A 16,661-nucleotide genomic window follows, 5' to 3' on the forward strand; every position below is an offset into this window, starting at 1 on the left:
GCCCGTCGCGGGCGACAGCGCGCACACCCGCACGGGCATCGCGCGCGTCTCGACATGTTCTCTTCCGTCTTTTCCTGAGCCCAGCAGGGACCTTGTATGCCACAGCCGTCTCTCACCCCAGTGGCCGCGGCCGACCGGCTGCCCGCAGGCGCCTTTCCGCTCTCCGCGGCGCAGCGCGGCATCTGGTTCGCCCAGCACTTCGCGGGTGACACCCCGATCTCGATCGCGCAATACGTGGAGTTCCACGGGTCGCTGGACCTGGATCTGCTAGCGGATATGGCGCGCCGAGCCGTGAACGAGTTCGGCAGCGGCTACGTTCGGCTGATCGAGGTGGACGGATTTCCCTACCAGGTCATCGATACCTCGCTCGAGGACGAGACCCTGCTGGTCGATCTGCGCGACGAGCCCGATCCGGTGGCCGCCGCGCACGCCTGGATGCGCGCGGAGTACACCGCGCCGCTGGATCTGCTGCGCGACCGGCTCGGCAAGTACGCCATGCTGCGCCTCGGCGACCAACACTGGTACTGGTACCAGCGCATCCACCACATTCTGCTCGACGGCTTCGGCGCGATGACCATGTTGCAGCGCATCGCCGAGCTGTACAACGCCGCGCTGGCCGGCCGCGAGCCGCCGCCGAACAAGGCCGCCGACCTGCGCACCATCGTGGAAGCGGACGTGGCCTACCGGGATTCCGAGCGCTTCAAGGCCGACGCGCAGTACTGGCGCGAGCACCTCGCCGGTATGTCCGAGCCCGTCAGTCTGGCGGGCCGCGCGGCCGACGTGGACGCACATCCCGCCCTGGTGGCCGGTGAATTGCCGTCGGCGACCGCCGAACTTCTGGACGCCGTGGCCAAGTCGGTGTCCTCGAGCATCGCGCCCGTGGTGGTGGCCGCGTTCGGCGCCTATGTCGGTGCGATGACCGGCGCGCCCGAGGTGGTGCTGAGCCTGCCCGTCTCCGGTCGCACCACCGCCGCGCTGCGGCGCTCCGGCGGCATGATCGCCAATGTGGTGCCGCTGCGGCTGCCGCTCGGCGCCGAGAGCACCGTCGGGGGACTGATCAGGGCCGCGCAGGGCGAGCTGACCTCGGCGCTGCGCAGACAGCGGTACCGCCAGGAGGACATCGTCCGTGACCTCGGCTGGTCGCTGGACGAGGCGGCCTCGTTCGGCCCGACCGTCAATCTGATGATGGTGGACACCAGGATTCAGCTCGGCGAGGTGACCGGCCGGATGCACGTGCTGACCTCGGGAATGATCGAAGACCTGTTCCTGAACCTGTATCCGGGCATGGGCGCGGAGAACACCCACATCGATTTCCAGGCCAATCCCAACCTGTACGACGACGAAGAGCTCACCGCGCAGCACCGCAGGTTTCTGGACTTCCTGCAACGCTTCCTGGCGGCGGGACCGGACGCGCCGCTGCACGCGGTGCCGGTGCTCTCGCCCGAGGAACAAGCCGAGCTCGAGCCCGCCCGCGGACCCGCTTCGGTGCCGCCGCGCACGCTGGCCGAGATCCTGGCGGACGGTGCCGCTATCGACCCGGACGCGGTCGCCATCCGCGCCGACGGGACGTCGCTGACCTATCGCGCGGTCGAGTCCTACGCCAACCGCCTGGCGCGGCTGCTCATCGCGGCGGGTGCGGGGCCGGAAAACGCGGTGGCCGTGGCTATTCCGCGTTCCGTGGAGTCGGTGCTCGCGGTCTGGGCGGTGGCGCGCACCGGAGCCGCGTTCGTGCCGATCGATCCCGGGTATCCCGCCGACCGCATCGAGCACATGGTCGCGGACAGCGGTGTCGTCGCCGGGCTCACGGTGATGGGCGCGCGTTCGGCGCTGCCCGACCGCATCACCTGGCTGACGCTGGACGATCCCGAGACCGAAGAGGTGATGGCACACCAGGATTCGGCGCCGATCATCGATGCCGACCGGTCCGCCGCGATCCATCTCGACCAGCCCGCCTACCTCATCTACACCTCCGGCTCGACGGGTATGCCCAAGGGCGTCACGGTGACCCACCGCGGCTTGGCGAATCTGGTCGCGGGCTCGGGCGCGTCGTTCGGCGTGGACGCGAATGCCGTGGTGGCGCACGCGGTTTCGCCGAGCTTCGACATCTCGGTCGAGGAGTTGCTCGTCGCGTTCGCGGTCGGCGCGTCGATCGCCGTCGTGCCGCCGGCCGCCTACGCGGGCGAGGAATTGGCCGAAGTGCTACGGGCGCACCGGGTCACGCATCTGAACGTGACGCCCGCCGTGGTCGGGTCGCTGGACCCGGAGACCCTTCCCGATCTGCGCACCGTCGTGGTCGGCGGCGACGCGTGCCCGCCCGAGCTGGTGGCGAAATGGGCGGGCCGCACGCTGCTCAACGGCTACGGCCCCACCGAGACGACGATCACCGTCACCGTCAGCGCGCCGCTGGTGCCGCACGGTCCGGTCAGCATCGGCAGCCTGGCCCGCGGCGTGGTCGGTCTGGTGCTCGACCCGTGGCTGCGTCCGGTCGCGCCCGGTGTGGTCGGCGAGCTGTACCTGGGCGGGCCCGCCGTCGCGCGCGGCTACCACCAGCGCACCGGGCTCACCGCCAGCCGGTTCGTCGCGAACCCGTACGAGCCCGGCGGTCGCATATACCGCACCGGTGACCTGGTTCGATGGCGGCGGCGCGAGGGCAGGCTGGAGCTGGATTACGCGGGCCGGGGGGACTTCCAGGTCAAGGTGCGCGGCTATCGCATCGAGCTCGGCGAGGTGGACGCGGCGCTGGAGCGGCAGCCGGAGGTCGAGTTCGCCCTGACCATCGGCGCGACAACGCCGAGCGGCGCCACCGCGCTGGTGTCCTACGTGCTCGGCGCTCCGGGCGTCGAGGTGCAGCCGGAAGCGCTGAAAGCTGCCGTGGGCGAACGTCTTCCGGCCTACATGGTGCCCGCGGTGATCATGGTGCTGGACAGCGTCCCCTTGACGCCGGTGGGCAAAGTCGACCGCAGAGCCTTGCCCGCACCGGATTTCGGCATGCGCACCGTGGTGCGTCGCCCACCGTCCACGCCCCGCGAGGAAACGATCGCGGGGCTCTTCGCGGAGGTGCTCGGCCTGGACGCGGTCGGCGTCGACGAGAACTTCTTCGCGCTCGGCGGCGACAGCATCATCTCCATCCAGCTGGTCTCCCGCGCCCGCTCGGCAGGCCTGCGGTTCAGCGCGCGCGATGTGTTCGAGCGCAAGACGGTGGCCGCGCTGGCCGCCGTCGCCACCGACGCCGCCGACACCGCGGTGCTCGAACTTCCCGGTGGCGGGGTGGGTTCCGTCGAGATCACCCCGATCGTGCACGCGATGCTCGATCAGGGCCAGACCTGGGACCGCTACAGCCAGGCCGTCCTGATCGAGCTGCCGCCGGACGGCGACCGCGCGCGGCTGACCGCCGCGGTGCAGACGCTCATCGACCACCACGACGTCCTGCGCAGCACGTTGCGTCAGGGCGCGGACGGCTGGGAATGGGTTGTCGCGGAACCGGGTTCGGTGCGCGCGGCCGAGCGCATCGATTCGGTCGTCGCGGGTGACGACCTCGAGGTGAGTTGCGAGTACGCCCTGCAGCGTGCGGCCGATCGGCTGGATCCGGCGGCGGGGATTGTCGCGCGGTTCGTTCTGGTGGAACCGAATTCGGCAGGCGGTGCGGGCATCGTCGAGGCGCCGGGGACCGGCACGACCGATGGGATCGGCGTCGTCATTCCCGGCGTCATCGGTGGTGTGGGGACCGGCGTCGATATGGGCGCTGCCGGTGGTGGTATCGACGCGGGTGGTGTTGCCGAGGACGGCCGTGGTGTGGATGTGCGCGCCGCCGATGGTGTCGGCTCTGCCGCTGGTGCCGCTGGTGGTGGCGGTGGGGTTGCCGATGGTGGCCGTAGTGTCGATGCGCGCATCAGTGATGGTGTCGGCGTTGTCGATGATGCCGCCGGTGGTGGCGTGGCCGATTCGGTGGGCGTTGTCGATGACGTCGCCGCTGGTGGTGGCGTGACCGGTGGTGGCCGTAGTGGCGAGGATGCCGCCGTTGGCGTCGTCCACGATGGCCGTGGCGCCGATGCGGGCACCGCTGATGCGGTCGGTGTTGGCGACGGCGATCATGGCATAGCCGAGGGCACCAGGCTCTGGTTGGTCCTGCACCACCTGGTCACCGATGGCGTTTCCTGGCGAATTCTGTTGCCGGACTTGGCCACCGCTTTCTCCGGCGGCGAGCTGGAGCCGGTCGGTACGTCGTATCGCCGCTGGGCGCACGCGAACGTCGAGCAGGCGGGGGCGCGCGCCGCTGAACTGCCCGTGTGGCGGCGGGTGCTCACCACGCCGGACGCCCCGCTCGGTGCGCGGGCGGCGGACCCCGCGGTGGACACCGTGGCCACCGCGGCCGAGGTGCGGACCACCGTGCCGGTGGACGTCGCGACCGCGGTGCTGGACACGGTGCCCGCGCTGTTCCACTGCGGCGCCGACGATGTGCTGCTCGCCGCGTTCACCATGGCGGTGGCGCGATGGCGGAGCAGGTCCGGTGCGCTGTTCACCCTGGAGGGGCACGGACGTGAGGAGTCGGTGCTGCCCGGTGCGGACCTCGCGCGCACGGTCGGCTGGTTCACCAGCGTGTACCCGGTCGCGATCGATCTCGCGGGCATCGACTTGGACGACGCGTTCGCGGGCGGACCCGCCGCCGGTCTCGCGATCAAGGCGGCCAAGGAGCAGTTGCGCGCGATTCCCGACCGCGGCGTCGGATACGGCATGCTGCGGTACCTGAATCCGCGGACCGCCGGCGAACTGGCCGCCGCGCCCACCCCGCAGATCAGCTTCAACTACCTCGGTCGCGCCGCGGGCGGATCCGAAGGGCCGTGGTTGCCGAGGCGATTCGCCGCGACGCAGGACGACCGCGCGCCGCTGCCCGCCGTCGTGGACGTCAACGCCATCATGGGCGCCGCCGGCTTGGAGGTCACCTGGGCCTATGCCACCGAGCTGCTCGACGAGGACGACGTCCGCGCGTTTGCCGAACACTGGACCACGGCGCTGGCCGCGCTCGCCGACCACGCGCGGACGACCGGCGCGGGCGGCCACACCCCGTCTGACTTCCCGCTGACCACGGTGACCCAGCGGCAGATCGAGGGTTGGGAGCGTACCTACCCGACCCTGGCCGACGTCTGGCCGCTGTCGCCGCTGCAATACGGCCTGCTCTTCCACGCCATGTACGACACCGACACCGCCGACGGCTACACCGTGCAGACCCGGCTCACCCTGGCGGGCCGGGTGGACGCCGCCCGTTTGCGCGCCGCGGCGCAGGTGCTCGTCGACCGGCACGAGAACCTGCGGGTCGCGTTCGTCGAGACTCCGGACGGCCCGCGCCAGCTGGTCCTCGCCGACGCCGAAGTGCGCTGGCACGAAATGGATCTCACGCATCTCGCCGAAGAATCGCAGCGCTCGAGTGAACTCGACCGGATCCTGGCCCTCGACGCGAACACCCGCTTCGACCTCACGCGCCCCCCACTCCTGCGCTTCCAACTCATCCGCACCGCCGACGACACCTACACCCTGCTGATGACCAACCACCACCTGGTGCTGGACGGTTGGTCAACCCCACTGCTGGTGCGCGAGCTCCTGACCGTCTACATCGCCACCGGCGCAGGCGCGACCGCCACAGACGTACTGCCCCCCGCCCCGTCCTATCGCGCATTCCTCGCCTGGCTCGCCGAACAGGAAGCCGCCGAGCGCATCCCGTCCCCAGCCGAACCGAGCATTGCCGCCACGGAACCCATCGCCGCAGGTGAACCGCGCACCGCCGCAGCGGAACCCGGCACCGCCGCTGAAGCCCCTGGCGTCACCGAGGCCGAGCAGCCGACGGCGGCGGAGAGCGCCCCTGCGGATGCCGAGGCGCAGGTGGCCGAGCTCGAACGGGCCGCTGAGATGATCACCGGCCCCGCGAGTTCCGCGTCCATCGCCGCGTGGCGCGAGGCGCTGGCCGGTATCGACTCGCCGACCCGCGCCGTCCCGACGCTGGCGGGTATTCAGTCCACCGAGTCCGGCATGGTGTCCTTCGATCTGCCCGCCGAGACCATCGCCCGATTGGAGGCGACGACTCGTGCCGCGGGTGCGACCGTGAACACGGCCGTCCAGGCGGCGTGGGCGCTGCTGCTCGCCATGGTGACCGGACGCACCGATGTGGTGTTCGGTGGCACGGTGTCCGGCAGACCACCGCAGCTGGCCGGGGTCGAGGACATGGTGGGTCTGTTCATCAACACGCTTCCGGTGCGGGTGCGGCTCGATCCTGCGGAGCGGGTGGCGGATCTGCTCGCCCGCGTGCAGACCGAGCAGGCCCGGCTGCTGGACCACCAGCACGTCGGACTGGCCGCCATCCACCAGGCCGTCGGTCTCGCCGAATTGTTCGACACCCTCACCGTTTTCGAGTCGTATCCGATCGACCGCGAGGCGCTGTCGCAGTCGCTGGACATCGCTGGCATGCGGATCCTCGACATCGCGGGGACCGACGCGACGCCGTATCCGTTGAACCTCATGGTGATTCCGCTGCACGGGATGCCCGGCGAGCCGGGCGACAAGCTGCGGGTCACGGTGAAGTACATGGCCGACCAGCTGGCGGAGCCGGCCGCGCGCAGGCTGCTGGACCGGTTCGTCATGCTGCTCGAGCAGATCGCCGAGCACCCGGAGGTCGGCGTCGCGCGGTTGCAGCACTGCGACGCCGTCGAGCGCGCCGCCCTGCTCCCTGTCCACGGCCCCGATTCGGTGCCGCAGCGCACCCTGCCCGAGATCCTCGCCGCGGGCGCCGCGGTGAATCCCGATGCCCTCGCGGTCAGTGCGAACGGCGACACCATGACCTACCGCGAGCTCGACGCCTGGTCGAACCGATTCGCCAGGGTGCTGCTGCGCCGCGGCATCGGCGCCGAGGTCTTCGTCGTGCTCGCGCTGACCCGCTCGGTGGAGTCGGTGGTCGCGGTGTGGGCGCTGGTCAAGACCGGCGCGGCGTTCCTGCCGCTGGATCCGAACTACCCCGTGGAACGGATCGAGCACATCCTCACCGATTCCAAGGCACCGATCGGCGTGACCGTGCGCGCCACCGGCGAGACCCTGCCGAGCACGATCGACTGGCTGCTGCTCGACGACATGAACACCATCCGCAGGGCGATGACGGTGCCGGACGGACCGATCACCGACGAGGAGCGCGGCGGCGCCATTCGGATGGACCAGGTCGCCTACCTGATCTACACCTCCGGCTCCACCGGCAAGCCGAAGGCGGTGCTGCTCAGCCATCGCGGCGTCGCGAATCTCACGACGGCACAACGCGAATCGATGGACCTGGACCACAATACAAAGGCCTTGCAGGTTGCCTCGCCGAGCTTCGACGCGTCGGTCTTCGAGCTGCTCACCGCGCACGCGGTCGGCGGACACCTGGTGCTCTCGCCGCCCGAGGTCTACGGCGGCGAAGAGCTCGAGCGCCTGTTGCGCACCGAGCGGGTCACCCACGCGGTGATCACGCCCTCGGTGCTGGCCACGATGGACCCGGCCGGTCTCACCGACCTGCGCGTCCTCTCGGTCGCGGGCGAAGCCGCCGGACCCGAACTGACCGCGCAGTGGGCGGTCGGCAGGCGCATGCTGAACCTCTACGGCCCAACGGAATTCAGCATCTGGGCGACCGGCCCTGGCGAGCTGGAGCCCGGGGAGCTCGTCACCATGGGCGGACCGATCCGCGGCGCCGCGGTCATGGTTCTCGACACCTGGCTGCGGCCGGTTCCGGTCGGGGTCGAGGGCGAGCTGTATTTGGCCGGTCCCGGAATCGCGCGCGGCTACTTCAACCGCTTCGGCATGACGGCGGCTCGCTTCGTGGCGAACCCGTACGGCGCGCGCGGCGAGCGGATGTACCGCACCGGCGACATGGTGCGCTGGGTCGAATCCGACCGCCATGGCGGGCCGGTGCTGGAACTGGAGTACCTGGGCCGCAGCGATTTCCAGGTCAAGATCCGCGGCCTGCGCATCGAACTCGGCGAGATCGACTCGGTGCTCGCCGCCGACGATCACGTGGAGTACGCCGCGACCGTCGGCATGCCGGGCCCGGCCGGTGAGACCGTGCTCGTCTCCTACGTCGTGCTCAGCGACTCCGGACGCGAATCCCTCGGCAGCGCAACGGAATACGACACCGAACGGCTGCGCTCGCGTATCGCGGGCGCGTTGCCCGGCTACATGGTGCCCGGCTACCTCGTCGTGCTGGACGAGGTCCCGTTGACGCCGGTCGGCAAGCTGGATCGCAACGCGCTGCCCGTGCCCGATTTCGCGGCGTTCCTGCGCCGGTATCTGGCGCCGCGCACACCGGTCGAGCAGGCCGTCGCCGAGGTGTTCGCGGAGGTGCTCGGCACCGAGCGGGTCAGCATCGACCACTCGTTCTTCGAGCTCGGCGGCAACTCGCTCAGCGCGACCAAGGTGGTGGCCAGGGTCAACGCGGCGCTCGGCGCGACGATCGCGCTTCGCGACCTGTTCGACGCGCCCACGGTCGCGCAGCTCTCGGCGCGGGTCGTCCCCGCGGCGGCGGGGGAGCGCGCCCGCTTCGCGCTCGCGCCGCGCATCCGGCCGGACCGGATCCCGCTCTCGCCCGCCCAGCAGCGGATGTGGGTGCTCAACCGGCTCGATCCCACCTCGCCCGCCTACAACATCGCGGTCGCGCTGCGCCTCACCGGTGACCTGGACGTGGCCGCCATGCAGCGCGCGCTGCGCGCGGTCGTGGACCGGCACGAGAGCCTGCGCACCATGTACCCGGCCGACGCGGATGGCCCGCGGCAAGTCGTCCTCGCCGCCGATGTGGCCACCCCGGAACTGCGCGCGATCGACACCGAACCCGGTGCGCCGCTGCGCGATCGGATTGTCGAACTGGCGGGTGTCGGCTTCGATCTGGTGAACGAGCGGCCGCTGCGGGTCGGCCTGTTCCGTTTGCGCACGGCCGAAGGCAACGGCCGGGCGACGCCGGTGCACGTCGTCGTCCTGGTGGTGCACCACATCAGCGCGGACGGCGCGTCGATGGCGCCGCTGGCCACCGACCTGATGACCGCCTACGCCGCGGCGACCATGGGCCAGGAGGCGGCACTGGCCGCGCTGCCGGTGCAGTACACCGATTTCGCGCTGTGGCACCGGGAACTGCTCGGCGACGAGTCCGACCCGGAGTCGCTGGCCGCCAGGCAGATTCGCTTCTGGACCGAAAGCCTCTCCGGCGCACCGGATCTACTCGAACTGCCCGCCGATCGGCCGCGGCCGGCGGTGCAGTCCATGCGCAGCGCGGACCTGGATTTCGCGGTCGAGCAGCCGCTACACCGGGCCATGGCCGAGCTGGCCGCGGACACCGAGGTGAGCATGTTCATGCTCGTGCACGCCGCTCTCGCGGTGCTGCTCGCCCGCCTCGGCAGCGCCGCCGACGTGGTGATCGGCACCGCGGTCGCCGGACGCGGGGAGGCCGCGCTGGACGAGATGGTCGGCATGTTCGTCAACACCCTCGCGCTGCGCACACCGGTCGACCCCGACCGGTCCTTCCGCGATTTCCTCGCCGACATCCGCTCTTCGGATCTCGACGCGTTCGCCAACGCCGACGTGCCGTTCGAACGCCTGGTGCAGGTGCTCAACCCGGCCAGGTCCACCGCGCACCACCCGATCTTCCAGGTCTCGCTCTCCCTGCAGAACTTCGTCGAGCCCGCGCTCGAACTGCCCGGACTGCGCATCGCGGTGGAGGACCTGGATCGCGACGCCTCACAGTTCGACCTGACCCTGGACCTGCGCGAGCGCTACGACGACGGCGAGCGGGCAGGCATCGACGCCACGCTGACCTACGCCACCGACCTGTTCGATGCGCCGACGGTCGACACCCTCGCCCGCCGGTGGCTCGCGGTGTTGGCCGCGGTGGTCGCCGACCCGGAACAGCGCCTCGGCGACATCGATCTGCTGGTGCCGCTGGAGCGGGCCGAGTTGGTGCCCGCGAGCGGACCGGAGTCCGCCGGGGTGCGCACGTTGCCCGACGTGTTCGCCGCGACGGCGGCCGCGTACCCGGAGCGGCACGCGGTGGTCGCCGCGGGCGCGACGACGACCTACCGCGAATTGGCTTCCCGCGCAGCCCAACTCGCCCGCCTGCTGATCGAGGCGGGAGCCGGGCCGGAGACGGTGATCGCGCTCGGGCTGACCAGGGGCGCGGAGCTGCTGGTCGGCATGTGGGCGGCCGCCGCGGCGGGCGCGGCGTTCCTGCCGGTCGACCCGAAGCATCCGGTGGACCGCATCGAGCACATGCTCACCGATTCCGGCGCGGTGCTCGGCCTCACCGTTGCCGCGCACCGGCCGCAGCTGCCCGCGGACACCCGGTGGCTGGTCATGGACGACCCCACCTTCGCCGCCCGCTGGCGCGGCGCCGACGACACCCCGCTGCGCGCTGAGGAGCCGCGCGCACCGATCCGGCCGGACCATCCGGCGTGGATGATCTACACCTCCGGCTCCACCGGAACCCCCAAGGGCGTCACGGTCTCGCACCGCGGCATCGCCGATCTTGTGGCGGCGCAACGCGAGTCGCTGGCGCTCGACGAGCACGCGCGCGTATTGCAGGTCGCGTCACCGAGTTTCGACGCGTCGGTGTTCGAGGCGATCATGGCCTTCGGCGCGGGCGGCGCCTCGGTGGTCGCGCCGCCGGAGGTGTTCGGCGGGGACGCGCTCGCCGAGCTGATCGAGGCCGAGGGCGTCACCCACGCGGTGATCACGCCGTCGGCGCTGGCCACGGTGGATCCGGCGCGGGTGTCGAGCCTGCGGGTGCTTGCCGTCGCAGGCGAGGCGGTCGGCGCGGAACTGGTGGAGCGGTGGGCGCAGGGTCGGACCATGGTCAACCTGTACGGCCCCACCGAATCCACCATCTGGGCAACGGGTTCGGGTCCGCTGACGGTTGGCGCTCCGGTCACCATCGGCGGTCCCATTCGCGGCGCGTCGGTGCTGGTGCTCGACGGGCGGCTGCGCCCGGTGCCGGTGGGCGTCGCGGGCGAGCTGTACCTCGCCGGACCTTCGTTGGCGCGCGGCTACCATGCCCGACCTGACCTGAACGCGACCCGCTTCGTCGCGAATCCGTATGGCGCGCAGGGTGAACGGATGTACCGAACCGGCGACCTGGTGCGCTGGATCGCCGACGGCGAACTGGAATACGTGGGCCGCACCGACTTCCAGGTCAAGGTGCGCGGGCAGCGCATCGAACTCGGCGAGATCGACGCCGTGCTCGGTCGCGCCGACGGCGTGGACTTCGCCGTGACGCTCGGTGTGCGCGGACCGTCCGGCGCCACCGCGCTGGCCGCCTACGTCGTCCACGAATCCGGCGTGGAGCTGGACGTGGAGTCGCTGCGCGCGCACGCCGCCGAGTCGCTGCCCGGATACATGGTGCCCTCGGCCTTCGTCGTGCTGGACGCGATTCCGCTCAACGCCGTCGGCAAGCTCGACCGGAAAGCGTTGCCGGAACCGGTGTTCGCGGACGACCGGACCGAATACGTCGCGCCGCGCACACCCACCGAGGAGACACTGGCCGCGGTCTTCGCCGAACTGCTCGGTCGCGAGCGGGTCGGCGTCGAGGACTCGTTCTTCGCGCTCGGCGGCGACAGCATCCTGGCCATCCAACTGGTCTCCCGTGCCAGGCAGGGCGGGGTCACCATCACGCCGTTGCAGGTGTTCGAGCACCGCACCGTCGCCGGGCTGGCCGCCGCGGCCGACGCCGCGGGCGAACTGGTGGTGCTCGAGGAACTGCCCGGCGGCGGCGTCGGCGACATGCCGCTGACGCCCATCGTCCGGTACATGATCGAACGCGGCGGCGACTTCGACCGTTTCGCGCAGACCGCGGTGCTCGAGCTGCCCGTCGGCATCCGCCCCGAGCAGCTGACGGCGACCGTGGCGGCCGTGGTGGACCGCCACGACATGTTGCGCGCCAGGCTGTTCCGCGCGCCCGACTGGCGGTTGGAGGTGGCCGAGCCGGGCAGCGTCGACGTGGCCGGGCTGATCCGGCGCATCGAGTTCGCCGCCGACGCGGACACGGTCGACCTGCGCGAATACGCGCTCACCGAACTGGAATCCGCGATGAACCGGCTGGACCCGGCGCGCGGTGTGGTGTTGCAGTTCCTCTGGCTCGACCCGGTCGGCGAGGCGGGCGATCGCAGCCGCGCCGGTCGTCTGATCGTGATCGCGCACCACCTCGTCGTGGACGGCGTGTCCTGGCGGATCCTGGTGCCCGATCTGATGGCCGCCTGGGCCCAGGTCTCCACCGGTGCGACGCCGGTGCTCGCCGAGACCGGGACGTCGATGCGCCGCTGGTCGCACGCGCTCACCGAGGAGGCGCACCGGCCAGAGCGGGTCGCCGAACTCGGCTACTGGCGCGACCTGATCGACGGCCCCGATCCGCTGATCGGCGGACGCGAACTCGATCCGGCCGTCGATCAGGCGGGGGAGTTGCGCATGGTGGAGGCGGAGGTCTCCGAGGAGGTCACCGCGGCGCTGCTGACCACGCTGCCCGGGCTGTTCCACGGCGGCGTCGAGGACGCGCTGCTCACCACGCTGGCATTGGCAGTGCACAAGTGGCGCGCCACCGCCGACCGCAGCGTCCTGGTCCGGCTGGAAGGCCACGGTCGTCAGCAGGAAGTGATTCCCGGCGCGGACCTTTCCCGGACCGTCGGCTGGTTCACCAGCATCTATCCTGTGCGCCTTGACCTCGGCACGGTGGACGTCGACGAGGCCATGGCGGGCGGACCCGCACTGGGGCAGGCGATCCGCGCGATCAAGCATCAGCTGCTCGCCGTGCCGGACAAGGGCATCGGGTTCGGTCTGCTGCGCTACCTGAATCACGAGACCGCCGAACAGCTTCCGCGTCGTCTCCCGGGCCGGGTCGCCTTCAACTACCTCGGCCGCTACGCGACCGGCGAGATCCCGCCTGGCCTGGAGGGACTCGGCTGGCTGCCGACCGACGAACTCGGCGACCTGCCCGCGACCGAATACCCGAATGTGCCGCTGCAAGCCGAGATCGACGTCAACGCCGTGGTTCTCGGCGACCGGCTGCGCGCCACCTTCGGTTTCCCCGAGACGCTGCTCGACCGCGCCGAGGTGGCCGAGCTGTCTCGCCTCTGGATCGAAATGCTCGGTGTCGCCGCTGAATTCGCTGCGACGCCGGAAGCGCGCGCCGCCGGCGCCGAGGAGGAGCGGGCGATGGCCGAACTCGCCGCCGCGGCGGCGCAGCCGGCGCCGGGCACCGCGCTCGGCCTCGACGTGCTGCTGCCGATCCGGCTCGGCGGCGACGAACCGGCGCTGTTCTGCATCCATCCGTCGTCCGGAATGGCCTGGACCTATTTGGGTTTCGCGGAGGCACTCGCGCCGGGCCGGCCGATCTACGGCCTGCAAGCGCCGGACCTGAGCGGTCGCGAACCGTCCGTGCGCAGCATCGAGGAGTTCGCCGAACGCTACGTCCGCGAGATCCGCTCCGTGCAGCCGGAAGGCCCATACCACCTGCTCGGCTGGTCGTTCGGCGGGCTCATCGCGCACGCCATGGCCACCCGGCTCGAGCGGGAGGGACTGCCGGTCGGCGTGCTCGCTCTGCTCGACGCCGACACCGCCGACATCGACGGCGACAGCATCGAACCGCTCACCGCGGGCTCGTTCGTCAGCACGTTCGGTGCGGTCTTCGGCATCGACGACGTGCCCGCCGACGCAACGGCGCAGGACGCGGCCGCGCTTATCGCCGAGCGGACCGGCGGCGTCGCGCTGGTGGACGCCGACACCCTGGAGCGGATGGCAGGCTCCTACAACGCCTCGGCCCGAACGAGGACCGGATATCAGCGTCCCGTCTACCACGGCGACGCCCTGTATTTCAGTGCCACCGTGGACACTTCGGACATCTTCGGCCCGGAGGGCTGGCGTCCGTACATCACCGGCGCGATCACCAATCACGACGTCGAGGTCACCCACGACGAACTGACCGCACCACACGTGCTGCCCGTCATCGCGCGTGTGCTCGACGAGCATCTTGGAGGCATGCAGTGAACGACAGCGGAGTTGTGGTGGAGGGCGTGGAGAAGTCCTTCGGTGAGGTACGGGCCCTGCGCGGCGTCGACTTCACGGCCGCGCAGGGCGAGGTGCTCGGCATCCTCGGCCCGAACGGCGCGGGCAAGACCACCATGGTCAACATTCTGTCCACGCTCATCGCGCCCGATCGCGGCCGCGCCATGGTCGCCGGGTACGACGTCGTCGCCGACCCGGCGGCCGTGCGCCGCTCGATCATGCTGACCGGCCAGTTCGCGGCGCTGGACGACATGCTCAGCGGCTACGAGAACCTGGTCATGTTCGGCAGGCTCATGGGCCTGCGCAAGGGAGCGGCGCGCGCACGCGCCGACGAACTGCTCACCGAGTTCGACCTGGTCGACGCCGCGAGCAGGCGGGTGGGCACCTACTCCGGCGGTATGCGCAGACGTATCGATATCGCGTGCGGACTCGTCGTCCGGCCCGACGTGGTGTTCCTCGACGAGCCGACCACCGGGTTGGATCCGCGCAGCAGGCAGGGCGTGTGGGATCTGGTATCGAGCTTCCGCAAACACGGCATCACCACGCTGCTCACCACGCAGTACCTCGAAGAGGCCGACGCGCTGTGCGACCGGATCATCGTCATCGATCACGGCGTGGTCATCGCCGACGGCACCGCCGACGAACTGAAGTCGCGCACGGGCGGCAGCTACTGCGAGGTGGTCCCACTCCGGTTGGAGGATCTGCCCGCCATCGCCACCGCGCTCGGCTCGCTGCTACCCGAGGAGAACCGGGCCGCGCTCACTCCCGAGTCCGACCGCCTCGCGATTCCCGCCCCCGAGGGAGCCAAGACGCTCGCCGAGGCGCTGCGGCGCTTGGACTCGTCCGGCCTCGAACTGGTCGACATCGCCCTGCGGCGTCCCTCGCTCGACGACGTCTTCCTCCAGCTCACCGGCCACCTCGCCGTCGCGGAAACCGGAGAAGTCGGATGACCGCCGGGGCCTGGCTGACCGACACGCGCGCCACCCCGATCCGTGCGCAGCAGTGGTGGGTGCTGACCACGCGGCTGGTGACGCCGTCGATCAAGACCGGCGAAGTGCTCAGCTCCATCGTCGCGCCCGCCGCCTTCACGGCCAGCTTCTACATTCCGCTCAAGACGGTGATGACCGTCATCGGCACCGGATTCAGCAGCTACGCGCAGTTCATGATGCCCATCGTCATACTGCAAGCCTGCGCGTTCACCGCCATCGGCGCGGCCTTCCGTTCGGCCACCGACGCCGTCTCCGGGCTCGACCGGCGCTTCGGCTCGATGCCGATCGGTCCGCTGGTGCCGATGGCGGCGCGCATGTCGGGCAACGTGTTCCGGCTGCTCATCGCGATCGCCGCGGCGCTGGTGTGCGGGCACGTGATCGGCTTCCGCTTCTGCCTCGATGCCTGGCACACGCTCGGGTTCCTGGCCTTCTCGCTGCTCATCGGCGTCGTGTTCACGCTGGGCGCCGATGTCATCGGGACGGCGGCCAAGAGTCCGGAGGCGACGACGCAGGCGCTGGTGTTGCCGCCGTTGATCCTCGGCATGCTGTCCACCGGGTTGGCTCCCGCGTCCCAATTCCCCGAGTGGATCCAACCTTTCGTGCGCAACCAGCCGGTCTCGCAGTTCGTCATCGCGCTGCGCGCGCTCGCGGGGGACACGAAAGCCAATGCGGGCGAGGTGACCTGGGCGCTGATGGGTCCGCCGCTGCTGTGGGCGGGGGCGATCGTCGTCATCTGCCTGCCGCTCGCGCTGCGGCTCAGCAAGAGGAGGGCGTGATGGTACTGACAACGGAACGCGGGACGCTCGCGCACGGCGAGACCTCGCCCGTCTCGCTGCTGCGGCACACCGCGATTCAGACGCAACGCCTGCTCCTGCGCTGGTCGCGCAATCCGGTGGCGCTGCTGGAAACCCTGATCATCCCGTGCCTGCTGCTGCTGATGCTCGACATCGTCATCGGCGGGCAGATCCAGAAGTTCTCCGGCACCGACGCGCTGTACGGTTCGGTGCCGATGGTGGCCGTCGTCGGCGCGCTGAGCGGTGCGGTGGCCAGCGGCGTGATGCTCGGGCGGGAACGTGACGCGGGCCTGCTCGCCCGTTTCTGGGTGCTGCCGGTGCACCGCTCCTCGGGGTTGATCTCGCGCATTCTCGCCGAGGGCTGCCGGATCCTGCTCGGCACGCTGGTGGTGATCGTCGTCGGCCATCTGCTGGGCTTCCGCTTCCAGCAGGGGCTCGTGCCCGCGCTGCTGTTCGTCTTCATTCCGGTGCTGTTCGGGCTGGCGTTCGCGACCATGGTCACCGCCATCGCGGTGTTCACCGCGAAAGCGACGCTGGTGGAGAGCATTACGATCCTGACCTCGCTGCTCATGTTCTTCAGCACCGGCTTCGTCCCGCTGATCGCCTTCCCCCAGTGGATTCAGCCGGTGGTCCGCAACCAACCCATGTCGGCCGCGGTGGACAGCATGAAGGCCCTCTCCCTCGGCGGCCCCCTCGCCCGCCCCCTCACCCTCACCTTCCTCTGGTCTCTCGGCGCCATCATCGTCTTCGCCGTCCCCGCCGTGATCGGCTACCGCCGAGCCAGCCGCCGGTAGCTCCCACACACCGTTCATACGCCTCACATAGGCACCGGCTA

General features: G+C 70.7%; 4 protein-coding genes. All 4 read left to right on the top strand.

Going from position 1 to position 16,661, the window contains the following annotated elements; all coding sequences use genetic code 11:
• The first annotated feature begins 96 nt into the window (after positions 1–96).
• Genes CRP45_RS14580 through CRP45_RS14595 form a run of 4 tightly spaced genes read left to right on the top strand, consistent with a single transcriptional unit; the run spans position 97 to position 16,620 of the window.
• Positions 97–14,025, top strand: a complete 13,929-nt coding sequence (locus CRP45_RS14580; protein ID WP_245910146.1) for a non-ribosomal peptide synthetase — start codon at positions 97–99, stop codon at positions 14,023–14,025.
• Entirely contained in the window at positions 14,022–14,993 is a 972-nt protein-coding gene (locus tag CRP45_RS14585; RefSeq protein WP_067790680.1) for a daunorubicin/doxorubicin resistance ABC transporter ATP-binding protein DrrA, read from the top strand. The genes CRP45_RS14580 and CRP45_RS14585 overlap by 4 nt, the downstream gene beginning before the upstream one ends.
• Positions 14,990–15,808, top strand: a complete 819-nt coding sequence (locus CRP45_RS14590; RefSeq protein ID WP_084483356.1) for an ABC transporter permease — start codon at positions 14,990–14,992, stop codon at positions 15,806–15,808. The genes CRP45_RS14585 and CRP45_RS14590 overlap by 4 nt, the downstream gene beginning before the upstream one ends.
• Positions 15,808–16,620: an ABC transporter permease gene (locus CRP45_RS14595; RefSeq protein ID WP_097245551.1), complete on the top strand. Its 813-nt coding sequence runs from the start codon at positions 15,808–15,810 to the stop codon at positions 16,618–16,620. The genes CRP45_RS14590 and CRP45_RS14595 overlap by 1 nt, the downstream gene beginning before the upstream one ends.
• Positions 16,621–16,661 lie beyond the last annotated feature (41 nt).

Source organism: Nocardia amikacinitolerans, assembly GCF_900215415.1.
GTDB lineage: Bacteria > Actinomycetota > Actinomycetes > Mycobacteriales > Mycobacteriaceae > Nocardia > Nocardia amikacinitolerans.

Excerpts from the sequence above, each read along its gene's own strand:
- CRP45_RS14580 (WP_245910146.1), top strand. The coding sequence starts at position 97 with ATGCCACAGCCGTCTCTCACCCCAGTGGCCGCGGCCGACCGGCTGCCC.
- CRP45_RS14590 (WP_084483356.1), top strand. The coding sequence starts at position 14,990 with ATGACCGCCGGGGCCTGGCTGACCGACACGCGCGCCACCCCGATCCGT.
- CRP45_RS14595 (WP_097245551.1), top strand. The coding sequence starts at position 15,808 with ATGGTACTGACAACGGAACGCGGGACGCTCGCGCACGGCGAGACCTCG.